The sequence below is a fragment of the Novosphingobium sp. KN65.2 genome (assembly GCF_001368935.1).
GTDB lineage: Bacteria > Pseudomonadota > Alphaproteobacteria > Sphingomonadales > Sphingomonadaceae > Novosphingobium > Novosphingobium mathurense.
Window position 1 is genome coordinate 1 of the sequence record NZ_CCBH010000178.1, and the last position, 19,629, is coordinate 19,629.

14 protein-coding genes are annotated in these 19,629 nt (G+C 62.3%); 3 read left to right on the forward strand and 11 right to left on the reverse strand.

The window, feature by feature from the left end:
* Positions 1–15: 15 nt before the first annotated feature.
* From SPHV1_RS18140 to SPHV1_RS18165, 6 genes are all read right to left on the reverse strand, one after another.
* Positions 16–1,428: a DUF6538 domain-containing protein gene (locus SPHV1_RS18140; RefSeq protein WP_197277744.1), complete on the reverse strand. Its 1,413-nt coding sequence runs from the start codon at positions 1,426–1,428 to the stop codon at positions 16–18.
* 255 nt (positions 1,429–1,683) lie between these two features.
* Positions 1,684–3,741: a glycoside hydrolase family 97 protein gene (locus SPHV1_RS18145; RefSeq protein WP_054947443.1), complete on the reverse strand. Its 2,058-nt coding sequence runs from the start codon at positions 3,739–3,741 to the stop codon at positions 1,684–1,686.
* 12 nt (positions 3,742–3,753) lie between these two features.
* Positions 3,754–5,376, reverse strand: a complete 1,623-nt coding sequence (locus tag SPHV1_RS18150) for an alpha-amylase family glycosyl hydrolase (RefSeq protein ID WP_054947444.1) — start codon at positions 5,374–5,376, stop codon at positions 3,754–3,756.
* A 41-nt stretch (positions 5,377–5,417) separates the two neighbouring features.
* Positions 5,418–7,211 carry an alpha-amylase family glycosyl hydrolase gene (locus SPHV1_RS18155; protein WP_054947445.1) on the reverse strand — a complete coding sequence of 598 codons (1,794 nt, stop codon included), beginning with the start codon at positions 7,209–7,211 and terminating at the stop codon, positions 5,418–5,420.
* A gap of 26 nt (positions 7,212–7,237) precedes the next feature.
* Positions 7,238–8,761, reverse strand: coding sequence for a tryptophan halogenase family protein (locus SPHV1_RS18160; protein WP_054947446.1), 1,524 nt, complete (start codon positions 8,759–8,761; stop codon positions 7,238–7,240).
* A 203-nt stretch (positions 8,762–8,964) separates the two neighbouring features.
* The gene (locus SPHV1_RS18165; RefSeq protein ID WP_054947447.1) at positions 8,965–11,691 is read right to left on the reverse strand and encodes a TonB-dependent receptor; all 2,727 of its coding nucleotides are present in this window, start codon (positions 11,689–11,691) and stop codon (positions 8,965–8,967) included.
* A gap of 331 nt (positions 11,692–12,022) precedes the next feature.
* Between SPHV1_RS18165 and SPHV1_RS18170 the strand changes: the two genes are divergently transcribed.
* The gene (locus SPHV1_RS18170) at positions 12,023–13,057 is read left to right on the forward strand and encodes a LacI family DNA-binding transcriptional regulator (protein WP_054947448.1); all 1,035 of its coding nucleotides are present in this window, start codon (positions 12,023–12,025) and stop codon (positions 13,055–13,057) included.
* A 163-nt stretch (positions 13,058–13,220) separates the two neighbouring features.
* The gene (locus tag SPHV1_RS18175) at positions 13,221–14,744 is read left to right on the forward strand and encodes an MFS transporter (RefSeq protein ID WP_369817949.1); all 1,524 of its coding nucleotides are present in this window, start codon (positions 13,221–13,223) and stop codon (positions 14,742–14,744) included.
* Here the strand turns inward: SPHV1_RS18175 and SPHV1_RS18180 are convergent.
* From SPHV1_RS18180 to SPHV1_RS18190, 3 genes are read right to left on the reverse strand one after another with little or no spacing between them, the layout of a single operon-like run.
* Positions 14,741–15,382 (reverse strand): TadE/TadG family type IV pilus assembly protein, encoded by a 642-nt coding sequence (locus SPHV1_RS18180; RefSeq protein WP_054947449.1) that lies wholly within the window; start codon positions 15,380–15,382, stop codon positions 14,741–14,743. The two genes, SPHV1_RS18175 and SPHV1_RS18180, sit on opposite strands and share 4 nt — an antisense overlap.
* Complete coding sequence (locus SPHV1_RS18185) at positions 15,379–15,984, reverse strand: TadE/TadG family type IV pilus assembly protein (RefSeq protein WP_054947450.1); 606 nt, start codon at positions 15,982–15,984, stop codon at positions 15,379–15,381. The genes SPHV1_RS18180 and SPHV1_RS18185 overlap by 4 nt, the downstream gene beginning before the upstream one ends.
* Positions 15,981–17,903, reverse strand: a complete 1,923-nt coding sequence (locus SPHV1_RS18190; protein ID WP_054947451.1) for a pilus assembly protein TadG-related protein — start codon at positions 17,901–17,903, stop codon at positions 15,981–15,983. Before SPHV1_RS18190 ends, SPHV1_RS18185 begins: the two co-directional genes overlap by 4 nt.
* A 164-nt stretch (positions 17,904–18,067) precedes the next feature.
* Here SPHV1_RS18190 and SPHV1_RS18195 point away from each other — a divergent pair, with 164 nt between their 5' ends.
* Positions 18,068–18,553 carry a low molecular weight protein-tyrosine-phosphatase gene (locus SPHV1_RS18195; RefSeq protein ID WP_054947452.1) on the forward strand — a complete coding sequence of 162 codons (486 nt, stop codon included), beginning with the start codon at positions 18,068–18,070 and terminating at the stop codon, positions 18,551–18,553.
* On the opposite strand, the gene SPHV1_RS18200 is transcribed toward SPHV1_RS18195, so the two are convergent.
* Both SPHV1_RS18200 and SPHV1_RS18205 read right to left on the reverse strand, forming a co-directional pair.
* Positions 18,550–19,143, reverse strand: coding sequence for a GNAT family N-acetyltransferase (locus tag SPHV1_RS18200; RefSeq protein WP_054947453.1), 594 nt, complete (start codon positions 19,141–19,143; stop codon positions 18,550–18,552). The two genes, SPHV1_RS18195 and SPHV1_RS18200, sit on opposite strands and share 4 nt — an antisense overlap.
* A 17-nt stretch (positions 19,144–19,160) precedes the next feature.
* Positions 19,161–19,628, reverse strand: coding sequence for a MaoC/PaaZ C-terminal domain-containing protein (locus SPHV1_RS18205; protein WP_082431054.1), 468 nt, complete (start codon positions 19,626–19,628; stop codon positions 19,161–19,163).
* Position 19,629: the final 1 nt, after the last annotated feature.

The window sequence follows — 19,629 nt, forward strand, 5'->3', positions numbered from 1 at the left end:
TTTGCACCGCCGTTCTCACTCAACGGACTTTCGACGCTGTCGTTCAACGAACTTGATGAACCCGATCCTTTCTAACATCGAATGAACCGGAGCAGGTCGGCTAACTCCCGATTTTGTCTGCTGCCCCTTCACCTCATCGTTACGGATATGAATGAACCAACGTTCGTCCTGACGCTCAACGTCATCAACATGTAGCTGAGCGATCTCACCGATGCGGGCGCCCGTAAACAGGCACACAAGCGGAATCCAGAAACGCCAGTCCCTTGTTTGCAAACTGCCTGACAAATGCTCTTTTCCGTCAGAATCGAAACCGGTGAACAAGGGCGATTGCAAAATACGATTAAGCTGTCCGGCATCGAATGGCGGACGCGGATTCTTCCGCTTGTCCACATCGTAGTGCAGGCCTTCGCAGGGGTTTGAAGCAATATAGCCTTCCCGCTTGGCCCATATGCAAAGCGCGGAAACTGCGGAGAGATTCTTATTGACGGTGAGAAAGCTAACCCGCTTCGCCCCCGTCCTGATGGCATAGTCAGCAGCCTCCTGCATGGACATGCCCGCAAACACCTTATGCTTCTTGTAACAGGCAGGTAACGCCGACATCGCATTGCGCCATGACCTTACCTCGTCGGCAGTGATGGAACTAAGGCCACGGTCCTTGCCCACAAAGTCCGCAAATCCCTCTACGGCCTTGCGATCCTGCTTGAGGGTATCGGCCCGTTTCTTGCCCTCAGAAAGCCTCTGGGAAGCATAGAGGTCATAAAGGTCAAGGATGCCCTCCCCTTCTCTGGCACGGTCTGTACGATCCTTTATGAGCCTTTGAGTGTGGCTCGACGGCACGAACTCTGCACCGGGATTTTCAATTGTTTCCACTGCCCTGCGAAACAGGTCCGTTCCACATTTCGCAAAATGGGTCACCAGTGCCGTAAATTCGGCACTATCCTCCACAACGTTCCAGCCGCGACGGCGAACCAACAACCGTGCCTTATCGAGCCAAAAGCCGTCATCGCCTGCCAACTGCTTGCGACAAGCTTCAGTGTAACGCTCAACAAACTTGTTCCGCATGGAATCGAACGCCGTCGAACCCAACCGAGCCTTGCTCTTTATCAGTTCGTCGAGCTTCCGGCTGGCTTCTTCAAAGCCTACGAGCAAGGCAGCTTCTTCAATCTCTGCCATGGTAGGGCGATAATCCAGTAGGCCAGCACTGTCTTCCATGTCGTTGGCAGGTTGACTCTTGCAGGCCAGAACTTGGGCTTTCCAACCTGCCACGATGGGCAACGCCAAAGCTTCGGCCTCGCGTCGATCACTTGTGCCAAGAGACTTGATGAACTCGCGCTTCCCGATAATCGGGCGTGCCTGCTCCGGCACCATCATACGAGCATAGAAATTTTGCGAACCGCGTCGCTTATGGAGAAAAGTCATGCGGCTCATTGCGACCGCCCAAAGAGGATGAAACGTAGCATAGGCGCGTGACATGCCACGATTCGAAACCGCAGAAAACCGTTAGTCCTAGGCATCTTAATTGGTTAGTAGCCGTCCTGCTACGCGATGCGCCCCTTCCTGTCTCCCCGACCAACTCGATCTTCCGATCCGAACACCAGGAACTTTTGCGGCCGCCGCGCATTGCGGGGACGCAAGGCGGTGCCTTGCGTCCCCGTTGGTGCTTTTCTCGCTATCGCAGTCTCGTCAGTCCTGCGGGATGAAGCGCATTGCCGCGCCGCCGCCCGGGGCAAGCCAGATGTCGATCTTGTCGCCCTTGCGCACCATCCTGGTGTCGTAGGCGATGCGGTGGCGGGCCTCGGTGAGGTAGGTCGCGCCCTCGCCGTCCTTCCAGATCTTCGCCTCGTAGGTCTTGCCTTCATCGAGGAAATCGAAATTTAGCGTCACCGTTCGCGCCGTGGCATCGTTCACCCCGCCCACGAACCATTCCGGGCCATTGCGGTCCTTGCGGGCGAAGATCGCATAGTCTCCCACCTCGCCTGCGATCAGGTGGCTTTCGGCCCAGTCGGTCGGGACATGCTCGATGAATTCCATCTCGCGCGGATGCGCCTTCAGGTTCTCGACGAAATCGGCCGCCATCTGGATCGGCGAATAGAGTGCAAGATAGAGCCCGAGCTGCTTGGCCAGCGTCGAGGCCAAGGGGGTATGCTGCGCGCCTTCCAGGCTCAGCACGCCGGGGGTGTAGTCCATCGGGCCGGAGAGCATGCGCGTATAGACGAGCGTCGGCTCATGGTCCGGCCCGTTGGCGAACGCGTTCCAGGCATTGTACTCCATGCCGCGCGCGCCCTCGCGAGAAACCCAGTTGGGATATGTCCGGCGCAGGCCGGTATCCTTGACCGGTTCATGCGTATTGACCGCGATGTGATGCCGGGCCGCATCTTTCACAACATCGAGATAGTGGTTCACCATGCGCTGGCCGTCGTGCCAGACCATCTTCGTCTCGCCGGGCTTGTCTCCGGGGGCGATGATCCCGCCGGCATCGGCGACGTAGCCGGTCTTGACCACGTCGACGCCCAGCTTGCCATAAAGAGCCATGGCATCGTCGAGCTGCGGCTCGTAATTGGCGATGTTGCCGCCGGTCTCGTGATGGCCGATCAGATGCACGCCTTTCTTCGCGGCATAGGCGGTCAGCCCCTTGAGATCGAAATCGGGCGTGGGCTGGGTAAAGCTGAACGCGTCGCCATGGCCGAACCAGTCGCCGTTCCAGCCCATGTTCCAGCCTTCGACGAGCACGCCGCGAAAGCCATGCTGCGCAGCATAGTCGATGTACTGCTTCGCCCGTTTCGTCGTGGCGCCGTGGCGCGGACCTTCCGCCCAGGTCCAGTCGCCGCGGATCATGCCCCACCAGATGCCGATGTAGCGAGCCGGCTTGAACCAGCTGACATCGCCCAGCTTGTCGGGCTCGTTGAGGTTGAGTTCGAGGTCGTTTTCAACCAGCCCGGCAGCATCGTTGGCAATGCGGACTGTGCGCCAGGGCGTTGCGAAAGGCAGGTCGCGCACGACTTTCGCGCTGTCCGATCCGGGCGCCAGCTCGGTGCGAAAAAGCTGGCCGCTTGCGCGCTTGAACCAGTAACCGGCATAGTCGACCAGCGCCGCTTCGTGGAACGAGAGGTGCGTGCCGTCCTCCAGCCGCATGGTGATCGGGGTATGCGCGGTGGAAACCGCGTCAATCGGCGTCTCCCGGTAGACCTGCTCGTAACGGTTCCATTCGCCGCCCGGTATCCACCAGGTCTTACCCACTGGGACGATGTCGAACTCGGTCGTTTCCTCGGCAATGCGCATCGTCTTGAGCGCAGGCTGTTCGGGCAGTTCGTAGCGGAAACCGATGCCGTTATCGAAAAGCCGGAAGCGCACGTTCATCCGCCGCGCGCCCTGCACCTGCGACTGCTGGAAGCGCACCACGACCTCGTTGTAGTGATCGCTCACGAAGCGGCGCTCGCCCCAGGGCTGCTCCCATGTATCGTCGGCCGCGGCCTTCTCGCTGCCGGCGATGGAAAAGCCGCGCACCATGTTCAGGCCGTCGGTCAGGAGGAACCCCAGCTTGCTCGGCGCGATCAGCAGCTTGCCCTTGCGCGAGAGCGACCATGTCGGGCGCGCATCGTTGTCAGTCGTGACCGAGAGCACCAGCGAGCCATCCGGCGAAGCCGCAGTGACGCTCGGCCGAACATCCTGCGCCCAGCCAGGGTTTGCACAAAGCGCGGCGAGACAAAGCCCCGCCGCAGCGAGAATACGTGTCGGTTTCATGCTTGGTTTTCCTCAGTTGATCCAGAGCGCGCCCCAGGCGGGCAAGCTGCCGGCCTCCGCTCCATTGACGGCGGCAAGCACCGCAGCCTGCGTCGGGATATCGATCGGCCAATGGGCGGGCTTGGAACTCATGTTGAACAGCGCCAACACGCTCTGGCCTTCGCACTCGCGGCGCAGCACAAGGCGCGTTTCGTCGGCCAGCAAGACCTCGCAGGCGCCGCGCCGCAAGGGCGCATTGCCTCGCCGCACGCCGATCAGGTGGCGGGTCAGGTTGAGCAGCGAGTGCGGATCATCCTGTTGCCGGTCCAGCGCGCGATCCAGGTTCTCTTCGCCCACGGGAAGCCAAGGCTCCGCGCTGGAAAAACCGCCAGCGGCATCATTCCCCCGCCACGGCATCGGCGTACGTACGCCATCGCGTGAAAGGGTCAGCGGCCAGTTGGCGATGGCTTCGGGATCCTGCAGCATTTCAAAAGGCACATCGACCTGCAGCAGGCCGAGTTCCTCGCCCTGATAGACGATCGGATTACCGCGCAGCGAAGCCAGCAGCATCGCCTTCATCCGTGCGAACGGCGCTCGATCCTCCGGCTTGCACCAGCGTGAAAGGGCGCGCGGGGCATCGTGGTTTTCGAAGGCCCAGCTCGGCCAGCCGGCGCCCTGTTCCTCGGACCAGCTTTCGAGGGCGCTTTTGACGAGCGCGGGCGAGAGCGCGTCGGCGTAGAGGAAATCGAACCCGTAGGCGCTGTCGAGACGTTTCGTACCCCGCGTGAATTCCTGCATCTCGCGCACGGCGTTACGACCGCCGACTTCGGCGAGCGAGAACGTGCCGGGATAGCTGGCGATCAGCGCCTGCAGCTTCTCGATGAACTGCGGGATGTCGGCATGAGACTGGTTGTAGGTCTGCAGCTGGTAGTCGAACGAACGGGTGCGTATCTTGCCCTCCTCGGGCGCGGGCGGGTTGTCGCGCAGCAGGGGATCATGCATCGTGAAGTTGAGCGCATCGATGCGAAAGCCGCAAACACCGCGGTCGAGCCAGAACCGCGCGACATCGAGCAGCGCGTCCTGCACCTTGGGATTGTGGACGTTGAGCTGCGGTTGCTGCGGCAGGAAATTGTGCAAGTAATACTGGCAGCGACGCGCGTCCCAGCACCACGAGGGACCGCCGAAGACCGATTGCCAGTTGTTGGGCGGTGAGCCGTCGGGCTTGGGATCCGCCCACACATACCAGTCGGCAAAGGGATTGTCCCGACTCGCCCGGCTCTGTTCGAACCACGCGTGCTTGTCCGAGGTATGGGCATAGACCTGGTCGACGATGACCTTCAGCCCAAGCTCGGACGCGCGGGCGACGAGGTCGTCGAAATCGGCCAGCGTGCCGAAGATCGGGTCCACCGCGCGATAGTCCGAAATGTCGTAGCCGAAGTCGGCCATCGGCGAGGCGTAGAACGGCGAAACCCAGATCGCCTCGACGCCAAGCGAAGCCACATAGTCGAGCCGCGAGGTGATCCCCGGCAGGTCTCCCACGCCATCGCCGTTGGAATCGACGAAGCTGCGCGGATAGATCTGATAGATGGCAGCACCGCGCCACCACTCCGCCTGGCCGATCGCAGCGGGGGCGGATGGAATGATATCGTTTGTCATCGGTGTCCTGGGGGGAGGAAGAGTTGCACAGGGGTCAGGGCTCAATCGTCAGCTGCGCAGACGGCAAAACCCAGCGATGGTAGGGAAACAGCGGCGCTGCCCGGCGCCGTGGCCGCCGACGGGCATCCCGCCCCGGCCAAAGTTGTGAACTTCAGCGACTTCGCCTCGACGGAGACTTGCGCGGTCACCGCCTCGGTAGAGGTATTGAAGACCAGCAGGACTTCCCTCCCGCTATCGGGATCGAAGCGCGACACGGCAAAGAGGCCGGGGTTCTCGGTTGTGGCGCGCAGCCTGGTGGTGCCGGAGGTCAAGGCAGGCGTCCTCACCCGCAGCGCCGAGAGCTGCGCGATGAACCTGTAGAGCGGATGGCTCTCGTCGAAGTTCGAGGCAGCGCTCGTGCTGTCGGTGCCCACGAGGCCGTCCGCATTGTAGATCGCGGTGCGCGAGGGGAACATGTCCTGCCGTGACAGCTGGTCGCCGCCCTCGCCCACGAACCCCTGCTCGTCGCCATAGTAGATCGTCGGCACGCCGCGCAGCGTCAGCAGCATGGCATGGCCAAGTTCGACGCGCGCCAGGAGTTCCTCCGGCGAAATCCCGGGATTGGCCTGCTTGATGAAGTACGCAAACCGCCCGGCATCGTGATTGCCCAGGAACGTGGGCAGTTGCAGAGCCGCCCGCTTGCCCGCTGCGTAAAGCGCATCGTCCTCGTCCAGCCGCGCCAGTTCCTGCGTCCCGGCCTTCCCTTCCACCGCATCGATCACCGCGTGCATGAAGGCGAAGTCCAGCACCGCAGGCAGCCCGGCATTGCGTGTCCAGCTTGCGAGCAGAGCGGGATCGTAGTCCCCGGTCGCCACTTCGCCGAAGATATGGAAATTGGGGATGCCCTTCTGCTTCGCGCGAGTGAGCATGGCGGGGACGAAATCGCGCCAGAATTCCGGATTGACGTGCTTGGCCGTGTCGATGCGGAAACCGTCGATGCCAAAACGGTCGATCCAGTCGCCGTAGATCGCGATCATGCCCTCGACCACGCGCGGGTTCTCGGTCGCGAGATCGTCGAGCCCGACGAAGTCACCGAACTGCGCGGATTCGCCCTTCCAGTTCGTATCGCCGCGATTGTGGTAGTAGATCGGATCGTTGAGCCAGCCGGGAACCTTCACGCTTTTCTCGGCCTTGGGCACGAAAGGCGTGTAGGCAAAGGACGGATCGGTCAGCTTCGCCCAGTTCTCCGGCGTCGCCACCTCGTCACCGGCAAAGCCCGGATTGATCGCCTTGCCCCGGGCGTCACCATGGGTCGAATAGGGATAGTCCGCCTTGCTGCGATAGGCATAGTTGCCCTCCTCGCCTTCTCGGTACTGGATGACGTCGGCGGTGTGGTTGGCGATGATGTCCATGTAGACCTTCATCCCGCGCGCATGGGCCGCATCGACGAGGGCCTTGAAATCGGCATTGGTGCCGAAGTGCGGATCGACCTGCGTGAAGTCGGTTATCCAGTAGCCGTGATAGCCGGCGCTCTTGTTCCCTTCCGGTCCCTGCACCGGCTTGTTCTTGAAGATCGGGCCGACCCAGATCGCAGTCGCGCCAAGGCCCTGGATATAGTCGAGGCGCTGCATCAACCCCTTGAGGTCACCGCCATGGTAGAACGCCTTGTCCGCCGGATCGAAACCGGTCGAGAACTTGTCGCCCTTCAACCCGCCCTTGTCGTTCGACGTATCTCCGTTCTCGAACCGATCGGGCAGAACGAAGTAGATCACTTCCTGCTCGGGCTTGCGCGAACGGAAATCGCTGTCCGCCGCCGCTGCGACAGGGACTTGCTGTGCGAACAGGCATACGGCCATTGCGGCCAGCGAAGCGGTCAATCTGCTCAACGAAGTGTCTCCAATTCGGGGGATCTGGACGGAGCCGCGGCGCAAGTTGCCGCCAGAAAGTCCATGTGGCGCGGCATCGGACGCACCGTCTCGATACAGGCCTGCTCGATGGCGCCGAGGAAGCCTGAGAGATCGTCGTCGCTCAGGGCATCGGCGATGGGGTTCCAGCCTTTCGGTTCGATCCCCTGCCCTGCCATGACCTGCAGCCAGGCCGGTTCCTGGAAGAGCTCGTCACCGGCAGGTTGGATCTGGCAGGCTTCCTCGAATTCGGCGATGCGGGCGGCCAGCGTGTCCGGCACGGCCATGTCGCGGCAGCGATCCCAGAACGGTTCGCCAACGCGGGCATTGGCCCTGTAATGCAGGATCAGGAAATCGCGGATACGCTCGAATTCCTCGGCGGTCCGGCGATTGAACTCATTGACGATGGCCGGGCTCGCGGGGCCCGAGGGCAAGACGGTCAGGAACCGCATGATCGTGGACTGGATCAGGTGGATCGAGGTCGACTCCAGCGGTTCCATGAACCCGCTCGCCAGGCCGACGGCCAGGACGTTGCGGTTCCACGCCTTGGCGCGCCGACCCGTCGTGAAACGCAGCGCGCGTGGCTCCGCCTGCGCAGGCGCTTCGAGATGCGACAGCAGCAACCCGGTTGCGGCGTCGTCGCTCAAGTACTCGCTGCAATAGACAAGACCGTTGCCGATGCGATGCTGCAGCGGAATGCGCCACTGCCAACCGGCGCTGCGGGCAATCGAACGGGTATATGGGGTGAAAGGTCCCGCCGCCTCGCAAGGTGCAGCGACCGCGCGGTCGCAGGGCAGCCAATGGCGCCAGTCCTCGTAACCGGTCTGCAGTTCCTTTTCGATGAGCAAGCCCGTGAAGCCCGAACAATCGATGAAGAAATCGGCTGCAAGCGCCTGCCCGGCGTCGGTTTCCACCGCAGCGATATCGCCTGCATCATTCCGGATGACCCGCGCGACGCGTCCTTCGTGTCGGACGACGCCCATGCCTTCGGCGAGGCGGCGCAGGAAAGCGGCGTAGAGACCGGCGTCGAAATGATAGGCCCAGGGCAGTTCGGGAATGCCGGGACCGGAAATTCCGGTCGCCATGCGCCCCGTGCGCGCGGCCAGTTCGTTGGCGGCGTAGTGCGCCAACGGCCTGGCAACGCCCGAAGCCCTTGCACGCGCCCAGTAGTGGCGGAAGGGCAGCAGGCCGAGGTGACGGCCCACCGTTCCGAAAGCGTGCATGTAGCTGTGCCCTTCGCGCAGCCAGCCGTCGAAGGCGATGCCCAGCTTGTAGGAAGCCGATGTCTCACGCAGGAACTGCGCCTCGTCGATGCCCAGAGCCTTGTTGAACAGGCGGATTGCCGGGATCGTTGCCTCACCGACGCCGACAGTGCCGATCGCTTCGCTTTCCACGAGCGTCACGGCATATCCGGGAGGAGCGAAGCGGGCGAGCGCCGCGGCGCTCATCCAGCCGGCCGTTCCGCCTCCGACGATGACGATGCTGAAGCGGTTCTGGGTCACGCCTGTTGCTCTCCCGTCTGGTTCGGCCCGGCGCGCTCCACCGGCACTGCCTCCTCTTATCCCCTGTGCAGGGAGCGGCGGAACCGCAAAACTGTGTCCCAAATTGCGGTTCCGCCGCCCGGCGCCGAGAGCTGGAGGAGGAGGGATTCCCGGCGCCGATTTGTCTGGTCCGGCCCGGCATCGTGCCCGGGCCGGGGCATTCGTCAGAACTTGTAGGAGAAGCCGGCCAGGAAACGACGACCGTAGCGCTGGTAGTCGATGATCTGGCGCGAATCGCCTCCGGGGTTGGTGGTGATGAAGGGTTCGTCGGTCAGGTTCTGGCCCTGCAGGTAGAGCGAGAGACCTTCGAGCGCGCTGCCTTCCCGGAAATCATAACCGATCTGGCCGTCGACGATGAGTTCCGATGCCGCGCGGCGCCGCACGCGGTTGGCCGCGAAGCCGGAAACCTCGCCGATGAATGTCGAGCGGTACCGGACCGAGCCGCGCAGGTTGAAGCCGCCCTTCTCGAAGTAGGCGGTGCCGTTGGCGACCCACTTCGAATAACCCGGAAGGTCGCTGGACGGCGCGCCCGGTTCGGGCTGGATCTTCGTCTTGGTATAGGCAACGCTGCCGGTCACACCGAAGCCTTCAAGCGCCGGCACGAACGTGTCGAACGGCAGCGTCGTTGCCACTTCCACGCCGTAGAGCTTGCCGCCCTGCCCGTTGATCGGAACCAGGATTTGCGCGGTCGGCGAAAGCGACACGCCATCGCCCGGATCGGCAAGCGCCAGCAGACTGGTCGGGATCGTGATGTCCTGCTTGTAGACGTAGCTCTTGAGGTCTTTCCAGTAGAACTGCGCCGAGATGTAGCCCTTGCCGCCGAAGTACTTCTCGAACGTCAGGTCGAGGGCATTGGCACGCCACGGACGCAGGTCAGGATTGCCGGATTCGCCGGTTACCTGCGCAACGTCGCCGGTGATCGTGTAGCTCGTGCTGAGCGAGGCGCGCATGTCGTCGAGGCGCGGACGAATGATCTCGCGCGATGCGGCGAAGCGGACCACGAAATCGCTCGGGAAGCGCAGCGAAAGGTTGAGGCTCGGCAGCACGTCGAGATAGTCGGTACTCTCGTTTCGCACGAGCGAACCGACGTTGGGCGAACCGTTGGGATTGGTGCCGAGCAGGACCGCAGTCGCACCCTTCGAATTCTGGTCGGTCCAGTTGGCCTGGACGCCGATGTTGCCGGTCAGGTTGGCCGAACCGATATCCGCATCGAAGTTGGCCTGTACGTAGCCGGTCATGATCCGCTCGCGGATCGAGTAGCTCTTGACCACGACGTCGCCATACGGGTTCGCGACGAGGTTGTAGATGCCATCGTTGATCAGGTCGATCGGGTTGTAGCTGATCACCGGGCCCAGGCCGAGGTACTTCAGGTCCGTGGTGCCGAGACGATAAGCCTCGGGCACGGGGACGCTGGTCAATCCGTCGGTGTTGGCGGCAAGGCCAAGGAAGTACTCCTCGGGCACCAGAGACTTGGTGCGGTTGTTGTAATTCAGACCCGTGCGGATCGAGTCCAGCCAGCCGTTCTCGATGTGCTTCTGCACTTCGACGCGGAACTGCCAGAGTTCGTCCTTGACGATGCGGTTGTTGTAGTAACCGTCCTGTCCGCCAAGGATGCGGGTGCCGTCCTGCGCGATCTGGGTGCCGCCCCAGCCCTGCGGCGAGGTCAACTGGATCAGGTCGTAATCGCCGTAATCGAGACCGTGGGTAAAGCCCGTGCCGCTCGACTTGCTGCTGAACCCGATGGTGTCGGTGGCGCCGAGCGAGCCGCGACCCGTGCCCGAGTAGCTCTCGATCGAAAGCTCGTTGCGGTCGGTCTTGGAGTAGCTGGCGTCGAACATGGCATCCCAGCCGTCATCGCCTTCCCACTTGTTGTTCCAGCCGAACGAATAGAGCTTGGCGTGGCGCTGGAAAACGTCGTTGCGCAGCACGCCCTTGACGTCGTCGAAGCTGCCCGAGGTAATCAGGCCGTCCTCAACGGTATAGCCGGGGTTCAGCGTGGCATTGCCCCAGTAGAGCGGAAGCTCGATGCCGCGCTTGATCTGGTCGTCCTTGAAGTTCGAATAGAACGCATCGATGGTCGAGGTGAAGCGCGGATCCGGACGCCACTGCAGCGTGCCGTTGAGGCCAAGGCGCTTGAGCTTGGTCGACGTGTTGTACGACTTCGACCCGCCGATCACCTTGTTGCCGTCAGGCGTGTCGGCATAGCCCCAGGCGTTGAATTCCTCGATCTGATAGGGTTCGTCGGTGTAGCTGGCGCCCAGCGCCACGCCGATCGTGTCGTTGGCGAACTTGTCAACGTACATGCCGTTGACGCGGTAACCCATATCGTCGGAACCGGTGTTGAGCTTGCCGAGGTCGGTATAGGAGCCGCGCGCACCGAACGAGACGACGCGCTTGCCGGCTTCGAGCGGACGGATCGTGCGCATGTCGACCGTGCCCGAAAGGCCCTGCCCGACAAGACTCGCCATCGGCGTCTTGTAGACGTTGACCTGGCTGATCACCTCGGAGGGATACTGGTCGTACTCGACAGCGCGGTTGTCGCCGGTCGAGGTCTGCTCGCGTCCGTTGAGCAACGTGGTCGAGAAGTCGGGCGCAAAGCCGCGAATGGCGATGGCATTCGAACGGCCGGAAACGCGCTGCGAGGTCAGGCCCGGCAGGCGGGCGATCGACTCCGCGATCGAGGCATCGGGCAGCTTGCCGATGTCTTCGGCCGAGACAGACTCAACGATCTGCTGGGCCTGCTTCTTCTCGTTGATGGCATTCTCGAGGCTGGCGCGGAAACCGGTGACGATAATGACCTGGTTGGCTGTGTCCGCATCATCGGCAGCGGCGGTATCCTGCCCCTGCGCTGCAGCGGGAATGCCGGCAACAAGCGCGATGGCGATGGCCATGCCGGACGTGGTCCGGGCAGCCGAAATCTCTTTGCGAAGCGACATTCTCGTCCTCTCCTAAACGTACCAGCCGGGACCCGGAAAATGGCGACCGGCAACTGCTTCGACGAGGCCCGGCGTTTGCAACCGCGACTCTCTCGATCCCCCTTGCATAAGTGTCGTTTCCGATACGCATAATATGGCATACGTATGCGAAGGTGCGGCATGGGCTCACTGAGTTGCATCAATGCAACATGCCGGACCAGCAGAATTGCATTCGATTGCACAAGCTTGGTCTACGCAAATTCCGCAAGGTTGAAATTTTGGCAGCGTAGCGAGGGAGAGGAACGGAATGGGTCGCAAGCCGAGCAACAGACCGACGAGTTTCGACATCGCCTATCGCGCCGGGGTGTCCCAGCCGACGGTCAGCCGCGCGCTTCGGGGCAGCAAGTCCGTCAGCGCCGCCACGCGGGCACGGATCGAGGAAATCGCACGAGAGCTCAATTACTCGGTCGACAAGAACGCATCCTCGCTGCGCACCCAGCGCTCCAATACCATTGCCCTGCTTTTCTTCGAGGAGCAGACCCCAGACGATTCGAAGATCAACCCCTTCTTCCTCTCGATGCTCGGTTCGATCACGCGCCAGTGCGCCCATCGCGGCCTCGACCTGCTCATCTCGTTCCAGAAGATGGAGGACGACTGGCACGTGCGTTATCAGGACAGCCACCGCGCCGACGGGCTGATCCTGCTGGGCTATGGCGACTACACCCTCTACGAAAGCCGGCTGAAGCAACTTGTCGGACAGGGCACGCACTTCGTGCGCTGGGGCTCGGTGGGCGAAGACAACATCGGCGCAACCGTGGGATCCGACAATATCGGGGCGGGCAAGCTCGCGGGCGAACACCTGCTGGGCCTAGGCCGACGCCAGATCGCCTTTCTCGGACAGGCGGACGAGCATTATCCCGAATTCGCCGATCGCTACCGGGGACTGTGCCTGGCGCTCGAAGGGGCCGGGATCGCGCCTGACCCTGCGCTCAGGCGCAATGTCATCAGCCACGAGGAGCTGGGCGGCAAGGCCATGGCCTCGGTCATCGAAAGCGGCGTGCCCTTCGATGCCGTCTTCGCCGCCAGCGATCTCATCGCAGTCGGCGCGATGAAGGCTCTGGCAGCAGCGGGCCGTTCGGTTCCCGAAGATGTCGCGGTGATGGGCTTCGACGATCTGCCGGCAGCGAGCATGACCAATCCTCCACTGACCACGGTCATGCAGGACCTGCGCAGCGCAGGGGAACTGCTGGTCGATACATTGGTGGCCCAGATCGAAGACGGCCCGCTCCCGCCCAGCCAGATCGGCACCCGCCTGATTCCGCGCAAGAGCACGACCGGGTGAGCCTCCAGCTCCGTCCTTCCTGCACCTTGTGCATAGACGCCGTGCACAATAGGCATTCGTATGCATGTTGCCGAGCGCCCTGCCTCATGCCACGCGATGGCTCTTGAGACGCGGACACGCCTTCGGGGCGATACATTCCGCGCTGATCTTTGGGGATGATGCCATGGAGATGCCCGTGCAGGGAGACATGCCTGCCGTGAACGAGAAGCCCCGGCTGGGATTCGCCGGACTGTGGAACATCAGCTTCGGCTTCTTCGGCATCCAGATCGGCTTCGCCCTCCAGAACGCGAACATGAGCCGGGTATTCCAGTCTCTGGGCTCCAGCATCGACGACCTGCCCGCATTGTGGGTGGCGGCACCGCTCACCGGCCTTCTGGTCCAGCCGATCGTCGGGCACATGTCCGACCGCACCTGGCTGGGCCGTTTCGGCCGTCGCCGTCCTTACTTCCTCGCCGGAGCGATCCTGGCGACCATCGCTCTCCTGCTCATGCCGGAGAGCGGCGGCCTGCTGATGGCGGCGATGCTGCTGTGGATGCTCGATGCCAGTCTCAACATCTCGATGGAGCCTTTCCGGGCCTTCGTCGGCGACATGCTGCGCAAGGACCAGCATACTGCCGGTTATGCAGTGCAGACCGCCTTCATCGGCGCAGGCGCGGTCGTGGGATCGTTGTTTCCCTACGTACTCGATCACATCGGCGTTTCGAATATCGCGCCCGATGGCGGAATCCCCGACACCGTGCGCTTCAGTTTCTGGGCCGGCGGCGCGGCACTGCTGGCCGCCGTGCTGTGGACGGTCCTCAGCACGCGCGAATATTCCCCGGAGGAGCAGATCGCCTTTGCCGAAGCGCAGGAGACCGAATCCGCGGCATCGTCCGCAGCCCTGGCCACGCGCAGCCCGTTCGGCGGCCTCGTCTGGATCGCCGCGGGTGCGCTCGTCGCACTGGCCGTGCGCGCCTGGGGGCTGGAGAAGGAAGTCTACCTGCTCGCCGCCCTGTTGGCAGCCTACGGCGCTGCGGTTATCCTCGCGATCCGCCTGGCGCGTGCCGGTCGCTCCGCTTCCATGCTGGCAGGGATCGTCGGCGATTTCTCCGGCATGCCGCCGATCATGAAGCGCCTCGCACTGGTGCAGTTCTTCAGTTGGTCGGCGCTGTTCATCATGTGGATCAACACGACGCCGGTGGTCGCCCAGTACCATTTCGGATCTGCCGATCCCGCGAGCGCAGCCTATCAGGAGGCCGGCAACTGGGTCGGCGTGCTGTTCTCTGTCTATAACGGCGGGGCGGCGCTGGCCGCCCTGCTCATCCTGCCGGCGCTCGCAAGTCGTATCGGCAAGGCACGCACCCATGCCCTGTGTCTGACGGCTGGCGCTGCCGGGTTTGCGGGCTTCATGTTGCTGCGCGATCCCGACACGCTGGTCCTGTGCGAAATCGGTATCGGCATTGCCTGGGCCTCGATCCTCGCAATGCCGTATGCAATCCTGGCCAGCAGCCTGCCGCAGGCGAAGCTGGGCATCTTCATGGGCCTGTTCAACGTCTTCGTGGTGCTGCCGCAGTTGCTCGTGGCCACCGTCATGGGCTCGATCATGAAGGCCTTCTTCCCGGGCGAGCCGATCTGGACAATGGCCTTCGCCGCCGCAACGCTGCTGATCGCCGCTGCCGGAGCGCTGCGGATCGGCCAGGAAGCCTAGCTGCAGCTGTTGGTGCCGCTGGTCCCGGTGACGCCCGGCGTCAGGTTGCGATCGTCCCTGACCACGTAGGCCGCTTCCTGATGGAACTGGGTGTTCGAAGTGAACATCGTGCCGAACAGGGGCTGATACCGGTAATAGACCTCGGCATACATCACCGCCGATCCGCTGGGTGCCGTGACAGTGTGCCCCGAAGTCCCCATGGCCGTCACCGAATCCCCCTGCTTGCCGTAAGCGGAGTTCTTCACAAGGTTCCCGCTGCAGCGCTGCCAGTGGATGTATTGCCCCCCGGTAGAGCTGTTCTTCTCCAGGCTGGAGAGGATGATGCGGCCGTTTTTCTCGAAATCGAAGGCGTTGCCTTCGACCAGCGCGCCCTTGATGACCGAGGAGATCTGATCCTCCGTCACCGTCGGCGTTACCGAGCTGTTGTCCGTCTGGCCAAGGCGCGAGGCATTGTCGGCCACCGAGGTAGCGATCTGCGAAACCTGCATGTTGATCGTAGCCATATAGGCCATTTCGGTACCGAAGAAGCCCAGCGTGATCAGGATCGGCAGAATCAGCGCGAATTCGAGGATCGAGACGCCGCGGCGATCCCGTCCGAGGCGAGCGAGCCGTCCCGCTTTGATGGCGCGGCGCATCATGTGCAGGTCCTCGCCGATGAGCCGTACCGCTCCTGCAGGGCGTAGGGCTGGTTCTTCTTGACCGCGGCCGCCGAAAGCGTGCGCGTATTGTCGATGCTGTCGAGGAATGGCAGCGGGAACACCGGCTCGTACGTGACCTTCACCGTGTATAGCACGACGTCGCCCGAACCGCCGTTGCCGTCCTTCCCGATGTCCGCGTCCCACTGGCCGTTGCGGTTTTCATCGACATAGGTTTCTGAGTTGTCGCAGACGCCGTTGCCGTTGGCATCGTTCCACGATTCCGGACGGCTGATGTCGGCAAAATCGTAATAGCTGGTGCGACTTGTCGTGACCCTTGCCCCGGGCGCAACGCCGGACACCATCTTTTTCACGTAGTCGTCGTCAGCCGACGTGTCCGCGCCCTCGATAGTACCCTTGCGCGCCACTTGCTGCACCGCACCGTGCATCACCGCGGACAGGTAGGCCATGTGGCCGATGTCCCAGATCCCGACCAGCAGCATGATCAGAACCGGCGACGCCAAGGCGAATTCCACCGCGGTCACACCATCGCGCTCATCGCGGCAGCGACGCAGCAGGGCGACAGACGAACGGCGCGCGATCATTGCGTGATCCTCAATTCGCCGACCTGCTTGGCGATTTCCTGGAAAGCGGTGTTGAGTTCGGCCGAACTGTTCGCAGTGAAGGAACTGTTGTCCGATGCGCAGGTCTTGAGATCGGTCGAGAGACCGGAAGTGAAGGCCACAACCCAGATGCGGATACCCTTGTCCTTGATCGCGTTGCAAACGGCGAGGAAGCGGGAGGTGTGTCGGGCCGTATCGTCGGTGTAGCCATCGCTCGTAACCCTGCGGTCCCAATATTCGATGCCCCAGGCCTGCTGGATCAGGTAATTGGGCTCCATCACGCCGTCGGTCATGAACACGATATGGCGCGAAACCTCGCCGCCATTGTTGGGTTCGATATTGACGGTGTTCCCGAATATGCCGTCAGGCGACAGCATCCGTCCGCCCCAGATCATGCCGATGTCAAGGTAAGTGCTGCCTTGCGCCGCAAGCGAGTTGGCATAGCTGTCGAACGCGCTTTCCGACATTTCAGTCAGCAACTGCGCCTTGGCAGGACAATAGGATGAGGCAGAGCCTCCCCGATCCGAAGTCGAGGTCGTGTAATACCCGGAGCTGTTCCAGCGCCTGTACGCCACTTCCGGCCATAGCGGCGACCACTTCGTCGATTCCGTCGCTGTCGGCGCCGTATCGATATCGATATCCATTGCGCCCGAAGGCGAGTAGCCGTTCGACGAGGAATAGCTGAAGCTCGAAGAGGCAGTTGTCGTTCGTTCCTCGATGCAGCCTGCCCAAGTAGAGGAAACAGCTGCGCCATTTTCCCCCGTGTAAGTCGTAACCGGAGAAAAGGCCTTATACTGACTCGTGGAATAAGAAACCGGCTTGTATTCCCAAGTGTAGAAATCACGGTTTGCGCCGGGAGAATTCACCAACGTATAATTCGTATATGTATCGGAAGTCACCTTATCCCGGGTGTAATAATATACCCAGATATAGTACTTACCGTTCCATCCTTGCCTGTCGCACTGATAAGCGGCCTTCCTCTGAGGCTGCGTCGTCGTCTTGATTACAGCAGAACTCGAACCGCTTCCGGACGTAGTCATGGTTGTCGTCGCGGAACCATAGTCCGAATAATTGGCGTCATTACCGGGAACCTGGTTACCGCAATCGCTGCTGTTGTAGCCGGTGTTGCTGTATTTATCCCAATAGGTCGACGACTCGTTCTTGTAGGTCGGCGTACCCGATGTCTTCGTTGCCGTTGAATAATCTATGAAATAGGCCTGTCGCGACTGGTAGGTACGCGCATCTGCGATATAGCTCGGATCTTCATCATAGAGCAGTCGACCGACGTTGACGCTCGAGGAATAGGGCACGAAACCGTAGCGAATGCGCGCGTTGGTGCCTGACGTCGCATTGGCTAGCGTATCGTAGAAGTTCTTCATCGCATCGCGCAGCGCCATGATGCGGGTCTGCGAATACGACAGCGAGTTGTTCATCGAGCCGGTCGTGTCGAGCACCATCATGATGTCGGCATTGCCCACGCCCATCGACGAACCGCAGGTGACCGACAGCGTGAAGTCATTGTAGCCGAACAGGCGCATGATCAGGGTGTCGAGAACGGTCGTGGCCGTGCCTGTAACCGTATTGGCCTTTTCGTCCGCCGTAACCTTGAAGTCGGTCGAACGCGTCTCCTGACGACTGTCATCGAAGTTCGCGGTGAAGAACGCCTTGGCAGCGCTTTGCGAGGCCGCGTCGAAGCCGTTGGTAGTAACCGTGCGACGACCGGCGAGCACGCCCGCGTCGCACGCGGACTGAAGTCTGTTCTCTACCTTGTAGGCGCGGCTGAGGTCTATGCCCGAGCCCACCACCGCAGCGGCGACAAGCATGCCCACCGCGGCCAGGGGCAGGACATTGCCACCCTTCTCGCGGATGACATGTGCCGGGAAGGACATCAAATCACGCATCGGTTAGCCAGTTTGCCACAGTTCCACATCGGTCCCCGCAGCGAGCACTACATTGCAATCCTTAAAATTCCTTGCGAACCGCAGGACGGCGGCCCCGCAGTCCGCCCAATGCCTTTCCGCAAGCAAGGATGACGCCGCCTGCCGACCCCGCTAGAAGCCGGTCCATGAGCCGCGAACCTTTTCAGTCGTCCGTCCTCTTCGTCTGCCTCGGCAATATCTGCCGTTCGCCGCTGGCCGAGGCCGCGCTGCGCCATGAAGCACTACTGGCCGGACTGGAGCTTTGCGTCGATTCAGCGGGCACCGGCTCGTGGCACGTCGGCAACCCGCCCGATCCGCGCGCGCAGGCGGAAGCCCTGCGTCACGACATCGACATCTCGAACTACCGCGCCCGGCAGGTCAGCCGCGAGGACTTCGAGCGCTTCGACCATGTGATCGCGCTCGACCGGGCGAATTACACCGATCTTGAACGCCTGGCCCCGCGCAATCCACGCGCGCGACTGTCGATGCTCCTCGATCATGTTCCGGGCATGGAAGGCAGCGACGTCGCCGACCCCTATTTCGGCGGACCGGAGGGTTTTCAAGAAACCTGGCACGAAGTCGAGCTTGCAGCTCGCCATCTCGTCGCCGCGCTGCTGGACGATGCCCTCTAGTCAGCCAAAGCACGCATCCAATACTGCATCGCCTTGTCGCTTTCCCCGGTGTCGCGATGGTCCTTCCAGGCGAACCGGGTAACCAGCCCATCCACCGGCGCATAACCACGCTTGCGCCATAAACCGTCCAGCGGAACATAGTCCGCCGGTCGGTCCGGATGGTCGGACGGGCGAACGACCGCCGCAAACGTTGCCGCCACGGCCTTGCACCGTTTCGCCTGCGCCTCGCGATGGTCGAAGAAGGCATGGCCGATGCCCTGCCCGCGATACTCGGGAAGCAGAACGGACTCGCCGAAATAGAAAAGCCGGGAAGAATCGATGCCCCGTGCATCGAAGGGATCGCGAAACTCCGCCTTCTGCGCCCACATCGGCGAGGCCGTCGCCGCCCCGACGATGCGTTCGTCATCGCATGCCGCCACCAGTATGCCATCGGGCGCTTCCACGAATTCGCGCAAGTAGTCGCCCTCGTAGGCGGGATCGCCGTCATAGAGATAAGGCCACTCGGCGAAGACCGCGATGCGCAATGCGGCCAGATCGTCGATGACCTCGAGAATCTGCGCGCCCGTCAGGGTCTTGATCGCTATCGCCATGTCGCTGACGCCTTCCCTCAGGTCATTGCCATGATCAGCCAGTCTGCCACGAGCGCGGGGCGCTCCCGCCCCTCGATCTCGACACTGACCCTGAGGGTCTGGCGATACCGGCCCGGCCCCGTCCCGACAATCTCCGCAACGCTGAAATGGCCGCGCACCCGGGCTCCGGATGAAACCGGCTCGAGAAAGCGCACGCCATCGAGGCCGTAGTTGAACCCCTTGGCAATCCCCGGAAGCTCGGGCGTCCGCGCGCTTTCCCGAAGGACCGAAAGCAGCGAGAGCGAAAGGAAGCCGTGCGCGATGGTGCCTTCCAGTCCGACCGCCCGCGCCGCATCTTCGTCCACATGCAGGAACGTCCAGTCCTGCGTAACATCGGCAAACCGGGATATCATCGACTGGTCGACGGTCAGCCAGTCGGAAACGTATGTCCTGCCCTGGCTTTGCGCGATCCAGTCCTTCACGGCATCGTCGGCGTTCGTCTTCATG

Coding starts and splice junctions, on each gene's coding strand:
- SPHV1_RS18140 (WP_197277744.1), bottom strand. CDS start 1,428: ATGAGCCGCATGACTTTTCTCCATAAGCGACGCGGTTCGCAAAATTTC.
- SPHV1_RS18145 (WP_054947443.1), bottom strand. CDS start 3,741: ATGAAACCGACACGTATTCTCGCTGCGGCGGGGCTTTGTCTCGCCGCG.
- SPHV1_RS18150 (WP_054947444.1), bottom strand. CDS start 5,376: ATGACAAACGATATCATTCCATCCGCCCCCGCTGCGATCGGCCAGGCG.
- SPHV1_RS18155 (WP_054947445.1), bottom strand. CDS start 7,211: ATGGCCGTATGCCTGTTCGCACAGCAAGTCCCTGTCGCAGCGGCGGCG.
- SPHV1_RS18165 (WP_054947447.1), bottom strand. CDS start 11,691: ATGGCCATCGCCATCGCGCTTGTTGCCGGCATTCCCGCTGCAGCGCAG.
- SPHV1_RS18170 (WP_054947448.1), top strand. CDS start 12,023: ATGGGTCGCAAGCCGAGCAACAGACCGACGAGTTTCGACATCGCCTAT.
- SPHV1_RS18175 (WP_369817949.1), top strand. CDS start 13,221: ATGGAGATGCCCGTGCAGGGAGACATGCCTGCCGTGAACGAGAAGCCC.
- SPHV1_RS18180 (WP_054947449.1), bottom strand. CDS start 15,382: ATGATGCGCCGCGCCATCAAAGCGGGACGGCTCGCTCGCCTCGGACGG.
- SPHV1_RS18185 (WP_054947450.1), bottom strand. CDS start 15,984: ATGATCGCGCGCCGTTCGTCTGTCGCCCTGCTGCGTCGCTGCCGCGAT.
- SPHV1_RS18190 (WP_054947451.1), bottom strand. CDS start 17,903: ATGCGTGATTTGATGTCCTTCCCGGCACATGTCATCCGCGAGAAGGGT.
- SPHV1_RS18195 (WP_054947452.1), top strand. CDS start 18,068: ATGAGCCGCGAACCTTTTCAGTCGTCCGTCCTCTTCGTCTGCCTCGGC.
- SPHV1_RS18200 (WP_054947453.1), bottom strand. CDS start 19,143: ATGGCGATAGCGATCAAGACCCTGACGGGCGCGCAGATTCTCGAGGTC.
- SPHV1_RS18205 (WP_082431054.1), bottom strand. CDS start 19,628: ATGAAGACGAACGCCGACGATGCCGTGAAGGACTGGATCGCGCAAAGC.